Annotated in this window: 14 protein-coding genes and 1 pseudogene; 4 read left to right on the top strand and 11 right to left on the bottom strand. The window is 67.5% G+C overall.

Annotation, left to right across the window (positions count from 1 at the left end):
• The first annotated feature begins 286 nt into the window (after nt 1–286).
• Complete coding sequence (locus OG302_RS00975) at nt 287–1,756, top strand: beta-propeller fold lactonase family protein (RefSeq protein WP_371749987.1); 1,470 nt, start codon at nt 287–289, stop codon at nt 1,754–1,756.
• A gap of 327 nt (nt 1,757–2,083) precedes the next feature.
• Here the strand turns inward: OG302_RS00975 and OG302_RS00970 are convergent.
• The 7 genes and pseudogenes from OG302_RS00970 to OG302_RS00940 form a co-directional block, all read right to left on the bottom strand.
• Nucleotides 2,084–2,614: pseudogene (locus tag OG302_RS00970) on the bottom strand (DNA glycosylase AlkZ-like family protein); the annotation flags it as partial.
• 178 nt (nt 2,615–2,792) lie between these two features.
• Nucleotides 2,793–3,032, bottom strand: coding sequence for a DNA glycosylase AlkZ-like family protein (locus tag OG302_RS00965; RefSeq protein WP_371524862.1), 240 nt, complete (start codon nt 3,030–3,032; stop codon nt 2,793–2,795).
• Between the two features lie 38 nt (nt 3,033–3,070).
• A complete protein-coding gene (locus tag OG302_RS00960) occupies nt 3,071–3,457 on the bottom strand; it encodes a hypothetical protein (protein ID WP_371524860.1) in 387 nt (128 codons plus the stop codon).
• Nucleotides 3,458–3,753: 296 nt separating this feature from the next.
• The gene (locus OG302_RS00955) at nt 3,754–4,782 is read right to left on the bottom strand and encodes a LacI family DNA-binding transcriptional regulator (RefSeq protein WP_371524858.1); all 1,029 of its coding nucleotides are present in this window, start codon (nt 4,780–4,782) and stop codon (nt 3,754–3,756) included.
• Nucleotides 4,783–4,857: 75 nt separating this feature from the next.
• Nucleotides 4,858–5,694, bottom strand: a complete 837-nt coding sequence (locus OG302_RS00950) for an ATP-binding cassette domain-containing protein (RefSeq protein ID WP_371524856.1) — start codon at nt 5,692–5,694, stop codon at nt 4,858–4,860.
• The gene (locus OG302_RS00945; protein WP_371524854.1) at nt 5,691–6,704 is read right to left on the bottom strand and encodes an ABC transporter permease; all 1,014 of its coding nucleotides are present in this window, start codon (nt 6,702–6,704) and stop codon (nt 5,691–5,693) included. Before OG302_RS00945 ends, OG302_RS00950 begins: the two co-directional genes overlap by 4 nt.
• 189 nt (nt 6,705–6,893) lie before the next feature.
• Complete coding sequence (locus OG302_RS00940) at nt 6,894–7,916, bottom strand: sugar ABC transporter substrate-binding protein (RefSeq protein WP_371524852.1); 1,023 nt, start codon at nt 7,914–7,916, stop codon at nt 6,894–6,896.
• Between the two features lie 269 nt (nt 7,917–8,185).
• On the opposite strand from OG302_RS00940, the gene OG302_RS00935 reads away from it, so the two are divergent.
• The 3 genes from OG302_RS00935 (at nt 8,186) to OG302_RS00925 (ending at nt 12,224) form a co-directional block, all read left to right on the top strand.
• Nucleotides 8,186–9,148, top strand: coding sequence for a carbohydrate kinase (locus tag OG302_RS00935; RefSeq protein WP_371524850.1), 963 nt, complete (start codon nt 8,186–8,188; stop codon nt 9,146–9,148).
• A gap of 182 nt (nt 9,149–9,330) precedes the next feature.
• The gene (locus OG302_RS00930; protein WP_371524848.1) at nt 9,331–11,892 is read left to right on the top strand and encodes a GH32 C-terminal domain-containing protein; all 2,562 of its coding nucleotides are present in this window, start codon (nt 9,331–9,333) and stop codon (nt 11,890–11,892) included.
• A 38-nt stretch (nt 11,893–11,930) separates the two neighbouring features.
• Nucleotides 11,931–12,224 (top strand): putative quinol monooxygenase, encoded by a 294-nt coding sequence (locus OG302_RS00925; RefSeq protein WP_371524846.1) that lies wholly within the window; start codon nt 11,931–11,933, stop codon nt 12,222–12,224.
• Between the two features lie 389 nt (nt 12,225–12,613).
• Here OG302_RS00925 and OG302_RS00920 read toward each other — a convergent pair whose 3' ends face one another.
• The 4 genes from OG302_RS00920 to OG302_RS00905 all read right to left on the bottom strand — a co-directional run bounded on the left by OG302_RS00920 (nt 12,614) and on the right by OG302_RS00905 (nt 14,839).
• Nucleotides 12,614–13,141 carry a transposase gene (locus tag OG302_RS00920; protein ID WP_371524844.1) on the bottom strand — a complete coding sequence of 176 codons (528 nt, stop codon included), beginning with the start codon at nt 13,139–13,141 and terminating at the stop codon, nt 12,614–12,616.
• A 23-nt stretch (nt 13,142–13,164) separates the two neighbouring features.
• Nucleotides 13,165–13,737: a helix-turn-helix domain-containing protein gene (locus tag OG302_RS00915; protein WP_371749986.1), complete on the bottom strand. Its 573-nt coding sequence runs from the start codon at nt 13,735–13,737 to the stop codon at nt 13,165–13,167.
• 139 nt (nt 13,738–13,876) lie between these two features.
• Entirely contained in the window at nt 13,877–14,158 is a 282-nt protein-coding gene (locus OG302_RS00910) for a transposase (RefSeq protein ID WP_371524842.1), read from the bottom strand.
• Nucleotides 14,159–14,203: 45 nt separating this feature from the next.
• Complete coding sequence (locus OG302_RS00905; protein ID WP_371524841.1) at nt 14,204–14,839, bottom strand: hypothetical protein; 636 nt, start codon at nt 14,837–14,839, stop codon at nt 14,204–14,206.
• Nucleotides 14,840–15,314 lie beyond the last annotated feature (475 nt).

The raw sequence follows: 15,314 nt of genomic DNA, 5'->3' as shown, positions 1-15,314 counted from the left end.
GGCCAGCTTCTGGCGAGATACGGACAACTGCGGAGTTCCGTACCGGAGCCAGTGGAGGAGCGGGATGCTTCTGTGACTTCACCGGATGCGGCTCTGCGGTATCCAGGACGGAGTAGGGCTACCGCGGCTTGGCTTCTACCGCGGTGGTGCGTGCCATGTGTGTCGCCGTGTCCCGGGAGCGATGGAACCGCCGTGGGCGCGGCGCGCACTGAGTAGGGCCGTGTTTGCCTGCGGGGCGAGTGAGCCGCAGGCGGCAGGGCGTATGTGTCCGCACCGCTGCCGGTCCATGAAGGTCCGTCGGATCTGCCTGGCAGGGTGCGGAGTGGATGAAGGGGGAAGTCCTTTGCGTTCTGCACCTACCAGACCCGGCCGTTTGCCTTCCTGGGGTCGGCGGTTGGTTTCCGTTGTTGCCAGTGGTGCTCTGGCACTGACGGGAGTAGCGGTGCTCAGCGAGCCCGCTCACGCCGTTGCCGGCGCGAAAGCGTATGTCTCCAATTTCGGTGGTGACACGGTGTCGGTCGTTGACACGAGCACCAACACCGTCACCGGCAGCATCAATGTCGGCAGCAATCCCCTCGGCGTGGCGGTCAACCCGGCTAGCGCCCAGGCATACGTCGCCAATTTCGACGACGGCACCGTTTCGGTGCTCGACACGGCAACCGACACGGTCACCGCGACCGTCTCTGTCGGCAGCAATCCGCTGACCGTGGCGTTCACCCCGTCCGGGACCCGCGCGTACGTCACGAACCTCTCCGACGGCACCGTCTCGGTCATCGCGTCCGCGACCAACACGGTCAGCGCCACCGTCGCGGTCGGGAATGACCCGAACGGGGCGGCGGTGAACCCGGCGGGCACCACTGCCTACGTGACGAACAACGGTGACGACACGGTCTCGGTCATCAGCACGGCGACCAACACGGTGACCGCCACCGTCCCGGTGGGCGACCAGCCCTCCGGTATCGCGGTCAGCCCATCTGGGACCAGCGCGTATGTCACCAACAATGGCGGGACCACGGTCTCGGTCATCGACACCGCGACCAACACGGTCACCGCCACCCTCGGGGTCGGGACCAGCCCGAACGGAGTCGCGTTCAACCCGTCCGGCACGCGCGCCTACGTCACCGACGCAGGCAGTGACGACGTCAAAGTGATCGACACGGCGGCCAACGCCGTGATCGCTACAGTCCCGGTCGGCGACAGTCCGGCCAAGGTCGAGGTCAATCCCTCCGGCACAACTGCCTACGCCACCAACCAGTCCGGCGACACCATCTCGGTGATCGACACCGGCAGCAACACCGTCATGACCACAGTCAGCGGATTCAACAGCCCCTACGGCATCGCCTTCAAACCGGCTTCGCCACCGGCGGCCGCTGACATCGACGTGAACCTCACCGCTCAGCCGCACCTGGGCCTCGTGGTGCCCTACCTGTCCTACACCCTCACCGCCCACAACACCGGCCCCAGCGCCGTCACCTCGGCCACCCTCACAGCGAAGCTGCCGCCGGGAGCTGCCGCCACCAACCTGCCCGCCGGATGCACCGCCGCCGCCACGACAGTGACCTGCAGCTACGGAGCGATCGCCGACAACGCGAGCGTCAACAAGACCTTCCGCGTCCCGCTGCACCTGCTGACCCTCGGCAAGGTCAAGGTCACCGGAGCACGCACCACCTCCGCACCCACCGACTCCAACCCGGCCAACGACAGCGCATCCGTCACGTGCACCGCTCTGTCCGTCATCCTGGTCACCTGCCCCTGATACCGCCTCCACAGGATGCTCCCCCCACGCGCGCGAGAGCTGCCCTCCACCAGCGCAAGCCGGCGGAGGGCAGTGGTACGGGGACCGGGCTCCATCGCGAGAGAAGCGACGGCAGCAGACGTAAGTGATTGTTGAGAGCCCGCGATCCTTTGCGTTCACTCCGAACTCCACGACAGGTCCGCCTGCAGGACGGTCGCAACCCCGCACGGGGCGGTGATCCTGTGTATGGCGCGCCCGGCCGGGCGAAGACGATCGTGCGATAGCCGTCGTTCTCCAGACTGCGCGGTGTCTCATGAGACTGGATCGGCTGTCAGCAGCCTTGTGCGGCTATCGCTTCTGCCGTGTCAGATCTGGTTCTTGTCTGGTCAGCCACAACGCGAGCGTGGCAATCAGTGCGCAGCCGGTCATGCCGAGGAAGAGCGGCATGCTGGTGTGTCCGCCTGCGATGCCCATCAAGGGAGCGACGGCCGCGCCGAGGACGCTTTGCAGCGTGCCGAGCACTGCCGAGCCGGTACCTGCCGCGTGCGGTACACGTGCGAGTGCGGGGCCGGTGGCGAACACCTGCCCGAGGCCGAGGAAGCCGATACCGACCAGGCCCAGGGCCCACACCCGGTTGAGATTTCCGGTGGCCGTAACGAGCAGGGCGAGGGCGCTCGACGCCAGGAGGACGGCCAGTCCGGTGTTCAGCAGGAGCCGGGAGCCGTAGCGACTGACGAGGCGGGTCGCGGCGGCGCTGGATGCGGTGGCGGTGAGGGCTTTGCGGGTGTCGGTGGGGGTCCAGCCGGTCCACCACTTGAGGTCCTCGGTGGTGGCCGGGCCGAAGGCGGCCAGGTAGCGGCGTGCCAGCTCCACCTTCGCCGCCCTCGTCTCCCACGCCTTGGCTGCTTCGGCGAGCGGGGAAGGCGTCCAGCGGAACTGGTTGGAGTTGAAGCCACCGCTCGGGCGGCTCGGCGGATGCGGCCCTCGGCGGCCAGGACCCGCAGGATCCGCGAAGAGACCGCTTGCCGCCTCTCGTACGGCCTACCGGGTGAGACGGTCACCTGCTCGCGCAGCGCGGGCACGTCGGCGGCAAGTTGGATGCGCTGGCCTCGCCGCGGGCAGCGAGCGCAGCCAGGACGTCGGCTTCGACCGCCGCGTACCGCTGCGGGCTCCAGCTGGCGTCGGCGCGGAGGTACACGGCGCAGGCCGCCCGTTCCTTCGCGGCGATGGCCCGTCCGGTGGAGGCTTCGATGACGGGGGCCAGCGTGGTGGGGACGACGAACATGGTGCGGCGCATGCACAGCATCCGCTCCAGCGTGAGCGGACCGGGTGGGTCTAGCTCCCGGCGCCGTCCCGGATCAGGAACCTGAATCGGTCAACGCGGTCGTCCAGTGCCATGAGAAGGCCACGGGCCTGCTGGACTGGCCAGTGGCCGGTCGGGCGGGCGGTGACGCCCATCAGGTGCACCCGCCGGGTGCAGATTTCCATGACCACCATGCAGTACAGGCGCCGCAGTAACACGGTGTCGACGTGGAAGAAGTCCACCGCGAGGATTTCGGAGGTCTGGCTGCGCAGGAACTGTGCGCAGGTGGGGCCCGAGCGTCGTGGTGCCGGGTCGATCCCGGCTCTTTTCAGGATCGCCCATACCGTGGAGGCGCCAACTGGACGATCGGCGCGGACCAGTTCGCCTGCAGCAGGGGTAGCCCAGTTCCGGGCACCCACACGCTATCGAGGGAACGGCACCGAGTGGTGCGGCCCGTGAGCGAACTGTTCGGCTCTGAAGTGCTGTCCTCCGTCAACGGTTGGCTGAGGAGAGGCGGGCCGTTGCATTGGGGCGGCTGCCCGTTTGAAAGCACGCCACCGGGCCACCCGGCTGGCGCGATGCGCTTGCCATCTGTAGAAACCCGAATCTGGCAAGCCTCGCCCTGCGAGAACGGATTCACGCAGTGACGACGCTGTACCCCCATGGCTGTGCCCCGTGCTGGCCTCCGTCAACGGAAAGCTCGCCAGGGCGACGTTCAGGTGCAGGCCGCCGCCACGGGCTGCTCGCCCGATCCGCGGACGATCAATCGGGTGGGGACGGTGACGGCGCGAGCACGGGAGCGGTCGCCGTCGAGCCGGGCCAGGGCCGTCACGGCTGCTGTTCTGCCGATTTCTTCGGGGTCCTGGGCGACGACGGTGAGGGCCGGTTCGAGGGCATCAGCCAGTGATACGTCGTCGAAGGCGACGACCGCCACGTGTTTGCGTCCGCTCCGGGCGAGTTCAGCGACGATCCCCAGCGCCATGATGTTGTTGCCTGCGAACAGGGCCGTGGGGGGTTCGGACCGGTCGAGCAATTGTCCGACCGCCGCTTCGGCCCCTCGCTGGTCGTGGGCGTTGAGGACGAGCGAGCGGTCGTAGGGGATATCGGCTTCCTGCAGGGCCGAGCGGTAGCCCGCCACACGTTCACGGCGGGTGTAGAGCTTGGCGGGAAGGTCACCGATGAAGCCGATGCGCCGGTGACCGTGGGCGATGAGGTGGGCGACTCCGTCGTGAGCGCCCGTGCGGTTGGAGCTGACGACGCTGTCCGTGGCCAGGCCTGCCCCCGGGCGGTCGATGAAGACGATCGGCAGGCCCGTGGCACGGTGGGTCTTGAGGTGGGCGTGGCCGGCGCCGACCGACGGCACGACCATCAGAACGCTGACGCGCCGGGCGAGGAACTTGTCTGTCAGCGCGCGCTCACGGTCGGGGTCGTCCGCGGAGGAGCCCATGAGAAGTGTCAGGCCGCGGTCCCGGACGGTGTCCTCGATGGTCCTGGCGACGGCTCCGAAGAAGGGGTTGGCGAGGTCGGGGATGACAAGGCCGACAGTGGTGTCGGGTCCGCCGACGCGGATGTTACGGGCCATCAGGTTCGGCTGGAAGCCGAGTTTGGTGACGGCGGCGAGCACCTGTTCCCTGGTCTGTGCCGAGGCGGGGCCGTCCGCGTTGAGGACACGGGAGACGGTCTTGGCGCTGACGCCCACTTCACGGGCGACGTCTGCCAGCGTTGGGCGGCGGTTCGCTGCCATGGAGAAGATGGCCCCCTTGCGCGTCGGTTCCGGCCGCGGCCTCGGCCGGAACCTGTGAGCGTTGTAGTTGTCCGGTCAGCTGGCCTGGACTCCCGCGGCCTTTGCCGCCTCGGAATCCGCTACGACAGTATCCCCGGACGCGTCGAGTGTGAGCGCGCCGGTCATGATGGCGACGACCTCCGCCATGGAGTAGTCGGCGGGCTTGATCACCGCTGCGCGCCGGCCAAGGCGGTGGACGTGGACCCGGTCGGCGATCTCGAAGACGTGCGGCATGTTGTGGCTGATCAGGACCACCGGCATGCCCTTGTCGCGAACGCGGTGGATGAGGTCGAGGACTTGGCCGGACTCCTTGACGCCGAGGGCTGCGGTGGGTTCGTCCATGACGACGACGCTGCTGGCCCAGGCGACGGAACGGGCGACCGCGACAGCCTGCCGCTGTCCGCCTGAGAGGGTCTCGACCGACTGCGTGAGCGAGCGCAGACCGATCTTCAGGTCGGCCATGTGCTCGGCGGCTTCCTGGCGCATGCGCTTCTTGTCCAGCATCCGGAAGACACTGCCGAGGACGCCGGGGCGGCGCAGCTCGCGCCCGAGGAACATGTTCGAGGCGATGTCCATGGAGGCGGCAACGGCGAGGTCCTGATAGACCGTCTCGATGCCGTGGGCGCGTGCGCTCTGCGGGCCGGAGAAGGCGATGGGATCGCCGTTGAGGCGTATCTCGCCCGCATCGGGAACCACCGCGCCGGTGAGCGCCTTGATCAGGCTGGTTTTGCCGGCGCCGTTGTCGCCGATGACGGCGAGCACCTCGCCGGGCATCAGGTCGAAGTCGGCGCCGTCGATCGCGGTGACCTGGCCGTAGCGCTTGATCAGGCCGCGGGCCTGCAGTACGGGGACGGGGGAGGAGGCGGCGGTCATCGGGTCTTCTTCCGGGAGATCTGGTCGACGGTCACCGCGAGGATCACGAGGACCCCGGTGATCAGCGTCTGGTATGTGGAGGCGACGCCCATCAGTTGCAGGCCGTTGCGGAACACACCGACGATGAGGACGCCGATGAACGTGCCCAGGACCGATCCGCGTCCGCCGAAGAGGCTGGTGCCGCCGAGGACCACGGCGGTGATGCTGTCGAGGTTGTCGGTCTGGCCGGCCTGTGGGTCGCCCACTCCGGTGCGGGAGATGAGCAGCAGGGCCGCGATGCCGTAAAGGAGGCCTGCCACGGTGTAGATGCCGATGGTCAGGCGGGAGGTGCGGATGCCGTTGAGGCGCGCCGCTTCCTGGCTGTTGCCCCGCGCGTACACGTGCCGGCCCCAACTGGTGCTGCTCAGCGCGTACGCGAGGAAGAGGAACAGGGCGATGGTGAGCAGGGAGCCGTAGGTGATGTCGGTGTTGCCGAGGGGGAAGGTCTGCCCGAGGGCGGTCAGCGGCCCGGGCAGGCTGCTGATCGTCTGCTCCTCGGAGTAGATGTGGGTCAGCGCGAACGCCACGTTGAGCATGCCGAGGGTGACGATGAACGGCGGCAGCGGGATCTTCTGCACCAACAGCCCGTTGAGCAGCCCGAATCCGCCGCAGACGGCTATGCCGAGCGCGATGGCGAGGAGCGGGGGCAAGGAACCCTCGGCGGCCATTTTGGCGATCACGATGCTGCCGAACGCCATCACGGCACCGCACGACAGGTCGATGCCCGCCGTGAGGATGATCAGGGTCTGGCCGATGGCGAGGGTGCCGACGACCATCACCTGCTGCACGATCAGTGAGAAGTTCCCGCCGGTGAGGAACTGGTCGTTCGAGAAGGAGAAGAAGGCACAGGCCAGGAGGAGGGCGACCAGGGGGCCGGTGGTCGGTGCCGTGAGCAGTCTGCGGCCCGTGCTCGGCGCTTTCAGCCCGGCGTACGGCGCGGACGTGTCCGGAGGTGTGGTCGTGGCTGTCATGCGAAGTCCTTGTCGGAAGACAGAGGTCGTTGTCCGTCCTGGTCGGAGGGACTAGAGGGCAAGCGGGAGGTGGCCGTCCCGGTCAGGGAGGCAGGAGCGGTCACCCCGGGGGGAAGGGGCGGCCATCCCGATGAGGGGAGAGGCGGCCTGACGAGGGGAGGGGCAGAGTCGTATGGCCTTGGGGTCGGCTCAGCCCCAGCAGCTCTTCAGGCCGAACGCGGTGTCCTTGGACGTGACGTTGGCCTGTGCCTTGGCGGTGATCAGGTTGATGCCCGTGTCGGTGTAACCGGACGCCTTCTTGCCGTTCTTGGCGTACGTCACGACCGCTTCGACTCCCTGAGCGGCCATCTTCAGCGGGTACTGCTGGGACGTGGCGGCGATCTTGCCGTCCTTGACCGCCCGGGTGCCGGTGCAGCCGCCGTCGACGGAGACGATCAGGACGTCCTTCTCCCGGCCCTTCGCCTTGAGCGCCGTGTACGCGCCCAGCGCGGCCGGTTCGTTGATGGTGTAGACGAGATTGATGTCCGGGTCCTTCTGGAGACAGTTCTCCATCGCGGTCTGGCCCTTGGCCTGGTCGCCACCGGTGTCCTGCGAGCAGACGATCGACTTGTCCTTGGCGCCGATGCCGAAGCCCTGCAGGAATCCGTTGTGCCGTTGCACGCCCACGGAGACACCCGGCGCGAGGTCGAGGGTGGCTATCTTCGCCGTCTTGCCCTTCATGGCGGCCTTGGAGTACTGGCCGATCCGCTTGCCGGCATCGAGGTTGTCGGTGGCGAAGAGGGCGTCGACCGCGCTCTGCGGCTCGGTCGGGGTGTCCAGGGCGATGACCAGGACGCCCTTGGCGCGGGCCTTGGCGATCGCGGGCACGATGGCCTTGGAGTCGCTCGGGGTGATCAGGATGCCCTTCACGCCGGAGGCGACCATGTTCTCGATGGCGGTGACCTGGCCGGCGTTGTCGCCGTCGAACTTGCCTGCGGCGGTGGATAGTTGGGCGCCGTTGTCCTTGGCGGCCTTCTCCGCGCCCTCCTTCATCTTCACGAAGAACGGGTTGGTGTCCGTCTTGGTGATCAGACCGACCTTGACTTTGCCTGAACCGGCGCTGGTGGAACTCGATCCGGAGCCGGATCCGCAGGCCGTCAGGGTGAGGGCCGCGACGCCCGTGAGGGCGGCGACTCGGAGGAGGGAGGAGGGCAGGCGAGTGGTGCGAGGCATGGTCGACTCCTGTGGGATGGCGAGCGGCACGGGGTTGGAGGTCAGAGCATGCCGCCGGAGTGTCATCGTTGACTTATGTCATCGTTGACACTTCATGGCGAGGATGATGGACTCCGCCTCCGGGAAACGTCAATGCCTTGCACCCGTCACAAATCGGCAAACTCCCGCAGTCACCCCTCACTTGCAGTGCTCGACGTGCGCGCAACGACGTCCGCTTCGCCCCCGTATCCGTCAGGTTCGCCCACACGTCCGTCAGAGAAGAGCAGTCCATGAGCCCGTGTCAGATCACCGTCCTGGGTGAGTGCGTCGCGGACGCGTTCACCGAACCCGCAAGCACTCCCAATGAACTCGCCCTGCGTGTACTGCCGGGCGGCGGACCTGCGAATACGGCGGTTTCGCTGGCCCGCCTCGGTACTCCGGCCCGCTTCCTCGCGCGCCTGTCCGGCGATGTGTTCGGCCGCTTGTTCCGTACCCGCCTGGAGGCATCGGGGGTGGACCTGTCGAGCTCCGTCCCTGCCGAGGAACCCAGCACGCTCGCCGTGGCGGAGCTGGACGCCCAGGGGCAGGCCGCGTTCTCCTTCCACGCGCAGAACACGGCCGACTGGCAGTGGACGGCCGAGGAGCTGGCCCGGGTTGATCTGTCCGAAACCGCCTGCGTGCACACCGGTTCCCTGGCCCTGGTCCAGGAGCCCGGCGCGGCAGCGGTCGAGGACTTCCTGTCGGCGGCGGCCCCCCGGGCGACCATCAGCATCGACCCGAATGTCCGGCCGCTGCTCGTACAACCCGACGTCTATCGTGCCCGGTTGGCCCACTGGTGCGCCCTCGCCGATGTGCTGCGGCTGAGCGAGGACGACCTGGAGCTGCTGCTGCCGGGCATCCCGCCCGAGCAGGCGTGCGACATCTGGCATGCGGCCGGTGCCCGGCTCGTCGTGATCACACGCGGTGCCGACGGCGCCTTGGCCTCACTCGACGGTGAACGGGTGAAGGTGCCCGCCGTGCGGACAAGCGTGGTCGACACCGTCGGGGCGGGGGACTCCTTCACGGCAGGGCTGCTGCACCACCTCGGTGCCCGCGGGTTCCTGGGTGGCCGGCTGGCGGAACTTGGCCTCGACGACGTCGCGGAAGCGTGCGTCTTCGCCGCTCGGACAGCGGCCCTGACCTGCTCGGTCGCCGGTCCCAACCCGCCGTGGCACGGCCAGTTGGAGCAGCTCGCCACAGCTGAGCGCGCCTGACGCCCCGACGGATCGCGGAGCGCGACATCGCGGCCGAACCGTTGACGCGGCGGCCGGACTGCGTCCATCATCGCCCCACTCGATGTCATCGATGACACAAGTCAACGATGACGCCCCTTCTCGGTCGGTCCGCCCCGGGCATCACGCACCGCTGTGTGGACGACCGCAGCACAGGAGACACCATGAGCTCTGGACGAGTACCCCGGCATGCCCGCACCCGGATGATCGCGGCGGTGGCAACCGTCTGTGCCCTGGCCGCAGCCCCGCTGGCCCCTCAGGCCGTGGCTGCCGACACTTCGCCGTACTCCGAGACCTACCGGCCCCAGTTCCACTTCACTCCGAAGAAGAACTGGATGAACGACCCCAACGGCCTCGTGTACTACAAGGGCGAGTACCACCTCTTCTACCAGTACAACCCCAACGGCAACTCGTGGGGCGACATGTCCTGGGGCCACGCGGTGAGCAAGGACCTCGTACGCTGGAAGGAACTGCCGCTCGCCCTGTCGCACGACGACAAGGAAGCGGTGTTCTCCGGCAGCGCGGTCGTCGACCGGGACAACACGAGCGGGTTCGGCACCAAGAAGAACCCGCCCATGGTGGCGATCTACACCAGCGCCTACAAGGACACGGGCATACAGGCGCAGTCGCTCGCCTACAGCACCGACCGCGGCCGCACCTGGACCAAGTACCAGGGCAATCCCGTCATCGACCTCGGCTCCAAGGAGTTCCGCGACCCCAAGGTCCAGTGGCACGCGCCGACCAAGAGCTGGCTGATGACGGTATCGCTGTCCACCGAGCACAAGGTGCGGTTCTACTCGTCCAAGAACCTCAAGGACTGGAAGCTGCTCAGCGATTTCGGACCGGCCGGCGCGACGGGCGGAGTGTGGGAGTGCCCCGACCTGTTCCCCCTCCCGGTCGACGGCGACAAGAAGAGAACCAAGTGGGTCCTGGTCGTCAACATCAACCCCGGTGGAATCGCCGGAGGTTCGGCCGCTCAGTACTTCGTCGGCGACTTCGACGGCACGAAGTTCACCCCCGACGACAAGGGCACGTACACCCCGCCGGCCGGCACGGTGACGCAGGACTTCGAGGGCACGGACTTCGGCAAGTGGACCACCGCCGGCACCGCGTTCGGCGATAAACCGGCCGGAGGGGCGGTGGCAGGACAGGGGAAGGTCACCGGCTACGACGGCACGGGCCTCGCCAACAGCTTCCACGGCGGTGACGGAGCCACCGGCATCCTCACCTCGCCCGAATTCACCGTCGACAGCAAGTACCTGAACTTCAAGGTCGGCGGCGGACGCCACCCGCACAAACCCGGGACGGTCCTCGAGCAGGGAGACCCGCCCACGGGCACGGTCCTCGCCGACTTCGAAGGCGGAAGTTACGGCGACTGGACGTCGACCGGCGACGCCTTCGGCTCGGCACCGGCCACCGGCACCCTCCCCAACCAGCAGGAGGTCTCAGGATTCCTGGGCGGCGGCCTGGTCAACACCTTCCGTGACGGCGACTCCACCACAGGCACGCTCACCTCGCCCGAATTCACCATCGACAAGGACTACGTCAACTTCCTCGTCGGCGGCGGCAGCCACCCGGCCGGCTCCGAGAACCCCACCGTCGTCGAACTCCTCGTCGACGGCAAGGCGGTGCACAGCACAACCGGAAAGGACACCGAGACGCTCAACTGGGCCTCCTGGGACGTCAAAGACCTCGCCGGCAAGAAGGCGCGGATCAGGATCGTCGACGACCACACCGGCGGCTGGGGCCACCTCAACGTCGACCACATCATGCTGTCCGACACCAAGGCCCAGCCCGTCTCCCAGGAAACGTCCGTCAACCTGGTCGTCGACGGCAAGGTCGTCCAAAGCGCCACCGGCTCCAACAGCGAGACCTTGGACTGGGCCTCCTTCGACATGCGCCCCTACACGGGCAAGGAGGCGCGGATCAGACTCGTCGACTTGAACACCGCAGGCATGGGCCACCTCCTGGCCGACCGGTTCACCGCCGCCGACGCCCCCGCCAAGTCCGTTGTGCAGCGCGCCGATTGGGCCGACTACGGCAAGGACTACTACGCGGCGGTGTCCTGGGAGAACGCGCCGGGCGACAAGCGTCACATGATCGGCTGGATGAACAACTGGGAGTACGGCGGCTCCATCCCCACCTCTCCCTGGCGCGGCGCGCAGAGCATCCCCCGGCAGATGGCCCTGCGCACCGTCAACGGCCGAATCCAGCTGACCAGCGAGCCGGTCGACAGCCTGGCGTCGCTGCGGCGGGAGCGCCCGGCGACGGCAGACGGCGTCACCGTCAAGAGCACCTCGAAGACCCTGACCGGTTCCGCGGCCAAGGGCAAGGCACTCGACATCGAGGCGACCTTCTCCCTCAAGGACGCCGAACGCTTCGGCCTGAAGGTACGCACCGGCGCCGACGGCGAGGAGACCGTCATCGGCTACGACGCCACGACGCAGGAGCTGTACGTCGATCGCACCAACTCCGGTGCCGTCGACTTCAGCGACGCCTTCCCCGGAGTCCAGAGAGCGCCCCTGAAGGCCGAGAACGGCAAGGTGAAGCTGCGGATCCTCGTCGACTGGTCGTCCGTCGAGGTCTTCGGCGGCAGCGGCGAGGCAGTGATCACCGACCAGATCTTCCCCGACCCCGACAGCCAGGGCGTACAGGTCTTCGCCGAGAACGGCTCGGTGAAGCTGGACCGGGCCCGCGTCTGGCACCTCAACTCCTACCGCGACTGACCCCGACCGTCTTCGACCACGAAGGATGACACCACACAGTGAACAAGACCCTGCTCGCCGAGTTCACCGCCCGTGACGGCGCGGAGGAGGAGGTCACCCGCCTGCTCCTTGACTACGCCAAGAACGTGCGCGAGGAGGAAGGCAACCTCGCCTTTGACATCTACACCAAAACGTCAAGCCCGCGTGCCTACTGGATCTTCGAGATGTACCGGGACGAGGACGCCTTCCAGACGCATCTGAAGGCCCCCTACGGTGGGCCGTTCAACACCGCGCTCGCCCCGCTGATCGAGGAGGACGCCTCGGTGCTGACCTTCCTCGATCCGGTGACCTGAACGGCACTTCGACCCGGTGACCTGACGTCGGCCGGGCTCGCCATCGCGGGCCCGGCGGACCGGGGGCCGGGCGGTGTGGGTGCCGCAGGCAACTGAAGCCGCCATCGGCGGTTCCTAGGTCGAGCTGAGTGCCCGGCCCAAAGCCAGCGGCGTGCGAGGGGCAGCCCGCCACCAGCTTGACCGCTTTGCAGTGGTCCTCCGGGCATCGATGACAACATCGACAATGCGCACATCTAAGCGGGCTCCGTAGGCTTCCAATGGGCCAGGCGCGGGCGGACACGGCAGGCGCTTGGTCAACTCACCCTCCCGAGGCCGGAGTTGAGCCCTCCAACCCGGCCTACTCCTCCGCCCGCCCCGCCGTCAACAAACCACCGCTAGTGCTGGATTCCTCAAAGGCGGTATTCAAAACGGCGCCGGAGTGTGCGGGTGGGTGGGGCGGGTCTGCCCCAGATCCAGGGTTTGGCGCGGGCGTTGAGCTGGGCGGTGGCCACGGCAGTGGCCTGGGCGATGTCGTTGGGACCGCAGTAGGAGCGGCCGGCCAGGGCTGCTTTGCGGAAGAGGCGCCACCAGCCTTCCTGGAGGTTGAGCCAGCAGGCGCCGACCGGGATGAACACGTAGAAGATCCGCGGGTGGTCCTGAAGCCACTCGCGGGTCGACTTGCTGTTGTGGGAGGACAGGTTGTCGGTGACGATCCAGATCGCGCCGGTCGGGTTGGCATCCTCGACCTTCTGCAGGAACTGCTGGTAGTTGACGCTGTTGCGGGAGGAGGCGGTCGTGGTGATCTCAATGCCGTAGCGCACCCGCAGACCACCGTAGACCCAGGTCTTCTCCGGACCACGGCTGTAGTCGAGCTCGGCCTTGATCCGGTGGCCGTCGGGTGACCAGCCGGGCGCGGGCGCAAAGGCGCGCGGGATCACCGGCCCCAGCTCATCGGCGCAGATCACCGTCGCGCCGTCGGGCGGCTGGGTATAGAGGCCGACGATCCGCGTCCTTTTGGGACGAAGTCCGGGTCCCTGGAGCAGATCCAGGACCGAGTACGTCGCCAGCGCACCCCCTCGGCCAGCAAAATCCTGCGGACCTGCGAGCGGCCCACCTCGATCCCTTCGGCCCGTGCTGTTGCGGCCAGCGCGTCCAGCGTCCACTCCGATGGCCCGGACTCGTCGGCTGCCCACAGCTCGTTGGACGGCTGGATCTCAAGTCTGCCGGGCGGAGTGAGCCTGACCAGCGCGATGATCCGGGAGCGTTCGGCCTCGGTGATCCGGCGCTTGCGCCCACAGCCCGGCCTGTCACCGAGCCCGTCCAGTCCCTGCTCGTTGAACCGGTGCAGCCACTTACGGACCGTCTTTTCGTGGCATCCCAGCCGCTGTGCGATGTCCGGGACGCGCACTCCGCCCCAGCTCAGCACGATGATCTTTGCCCTCAGAATCCAGTCGGCCGGCGCATGCCGGGCCCCGGCCAGCCTGCGGACCTTCCCCTCTTCTGACCCGTCCGACGCCGGACGGGCCGACAACACCCTCGACATAGCAACTCGCCCCCGAGCAGCCCGAGCACCCCGCACCCCTGATACCTACCCCGCCAAAGAGGAATCCAGCACTAGCTCGTGCCCTCATGCGCGGTCGCCTTCCCGCCCTTGCGGTCGCCGGAATCGTCGATCACCAGCACCCCGCCTGGGTGCGGTGCGGTGAGGTCGCCGGGTCGGCCAGCAGCAGCTGAAGCCGGCGGGCGTTGATCGCATCCTGATCCCAGGTCGACTCCGAGAGGAAGAACTGCAGCCGCTGTACGGCCGCGTACTGAGCCCCGACCACCGGCTCGGTACCGGCCAGGCAAGTCAGGGTCTTGTTCCGATCCCGCGGCAGAAGCAGCCCGGCCAGATACTCACGAAACCCACGCCGCTGGGCCAGAGTGGAGAACAGGTCGACCGACGTGATGAACACGCCCTCGCCCACTTCAGCGCCAACTCTCAGCGTGTCCGGGCGCGGCTATTGATCCGCCGCCTCGGTGGCCTTGCCGTCGAGGGGCCTCACTGTGGACTGAGGCAGCTCCGTCCTGTTCTGGATGAACGAGCCCGACTGGCTGTCCGTGTTGAACCCCGTCTTCCAGTACCCCCGCTGGCGGGAACCCTTGCTACTCAGGTCCCACACCGCCCCGTGGAAGTCTGTCAAGGAGACCTCGACGTTCTCTTGGTCGCTGGTAGTCACGAACTTGGTGCTGTCTCCCGGGAGCGCGGGGAGTTTGTCATCGGCGGCTTGCAGATTCTTGTCGTTGAGGAACCAGCGCTCGCCCGACTCCAGCGAGCCCTTGAGCACGACGTACCGGTACTCCTTGGGCGCGTACGCAAAGCGCACGACGAGGCCCTTGATCGGTCCGTCACTTCGGTTCGTCACGACGAACTCCCGGTCACCATAGGAGTAGGTGATGTTCTTGATCTGTCCTTCGCGGCTGTCCTTGGCGCGTAGTTCCTCTGTGTCGCCCTTCGTCTGCAAGGTGACGGCGAGCGTGCCTGCTGACAGGAAGACGGCGATCGACGATACGGCGACGCTGGCCCACTGAGCGCGGTCCGATCCCACTCGGCCCCCCCCTTCGGAAGCTATCCCGCCGCTGATGACGAGACGCATAGTGCTCATACTCGCCACAAGGAGGATTGATCACTCAGAGCGACTGGATCTGTTGCCATCCAGTGACAGAACCGGCAGAGGATGCACGTGTGGGTCTCTCGCGACCTTCTTTGAACTGCTGGTTGTGGGCCGGGCACCCCGAACTTCGGGAGTGCCACATGCCAACCTCTGCCTGGTGCGGAAGCCACACCGCTCTGATCACCGACCGGGACGGCGCGGTTCTGGGCAGGTGAGGGCATGGCTCCACTACCTGAGTACCCGGCTCAACAGCAGCCGCCCAGTTTGGGCCGGGTCCATCCTGCAAGTCGGAGCGGCTTCCCACTCAGATTCGTCCTACTTCCCAACGCCGTCGCTCGCACCCATTCTGGGGAGCATGAGCGCTCCGTACAGAATCAGGCGACGGGCAGTCACCCGGGTCGGGCGCAGTCCCGGTGAGGACGTCAAGCAACACCTTGATCACCTGATGCGCGTCATC

This window comes from Streptomyces sp. NBC_01283 (genome assembly GCF_041435335.1).
Classification (GTDB): Bacteria; Actinomycetota; Actinomycetes; order Streptomycetales; family Streptomycetaceae; genus Streptomyces.
The sequence above is the reverse complement of the archived record's forward strand: the minus strand, read 5'-3'. Positions and strand labels throughout refer to the sequence as shown.

Coding starts and splice junctions, on each gene's coding strand:
- OG302_RS00975 (WP_371749987.1), top strand. CDS start 287: ATGAAGGTCCGTCGGATCTGCCTGGCAGGGTGCGGAGTGGATGAAGGG.
- OG302_RS00965 (WP_371524862.1), bottom strand. CDS start 3,032: ATGCGCCGCACCATGTTCGTCGTCCCCACCACGCTGGCCCCCGTCATC.
- OG302_RS00955 (WP_371524858.1), bottom strand. CDS start 4,782: ATGGCAGCGAACCGCCGCCCAACGCTGGCAGACGTCGCCCGTGAAGTG.
- OG302_RS00950 (WP_371524856.1), bottom strand. CDS start 5,694: ATGACCGCCGCCTCCTCCCCCGTCCCCGTACTGCAGGCCCGCGGCCTG.
- OG302_RS00945 (WP_371524854.1), bottom strand. CDS start 6,704: ATGACAGCCACGACCACACCTCCGGACACGTCCGCGCCGTACGCCGGG.
- OG302_RS00940 (WP_371524852.1), bottom strand. CDS start 7,916: ATGCCTCGCACCACTCGCCTGCCCTCCTCCCTCCTCCGAGTCGCCGCC.
- OG302_RS00935 (WP_371524850.1), top strand. CDS start 8,186: ATGAGCCCGTGTCAGATCACCGTCCTGGGTGAGTGCGTCGCGGACGCG.
- OG302_RS00930 (WP_371524848.1), top strand. CDS start 9,331: ATGAGCTCTGGACGAGTACCCCGGCATGCCCGCACCCGGATGATCGCG.
- OG302_RS00905 (WP_371524841.1), bottom strand. CDS start 14,839: ATGCGTCTCGTCATCAGCGGCGGGATAGCTTCCGAAGGGGGGGGCCGA.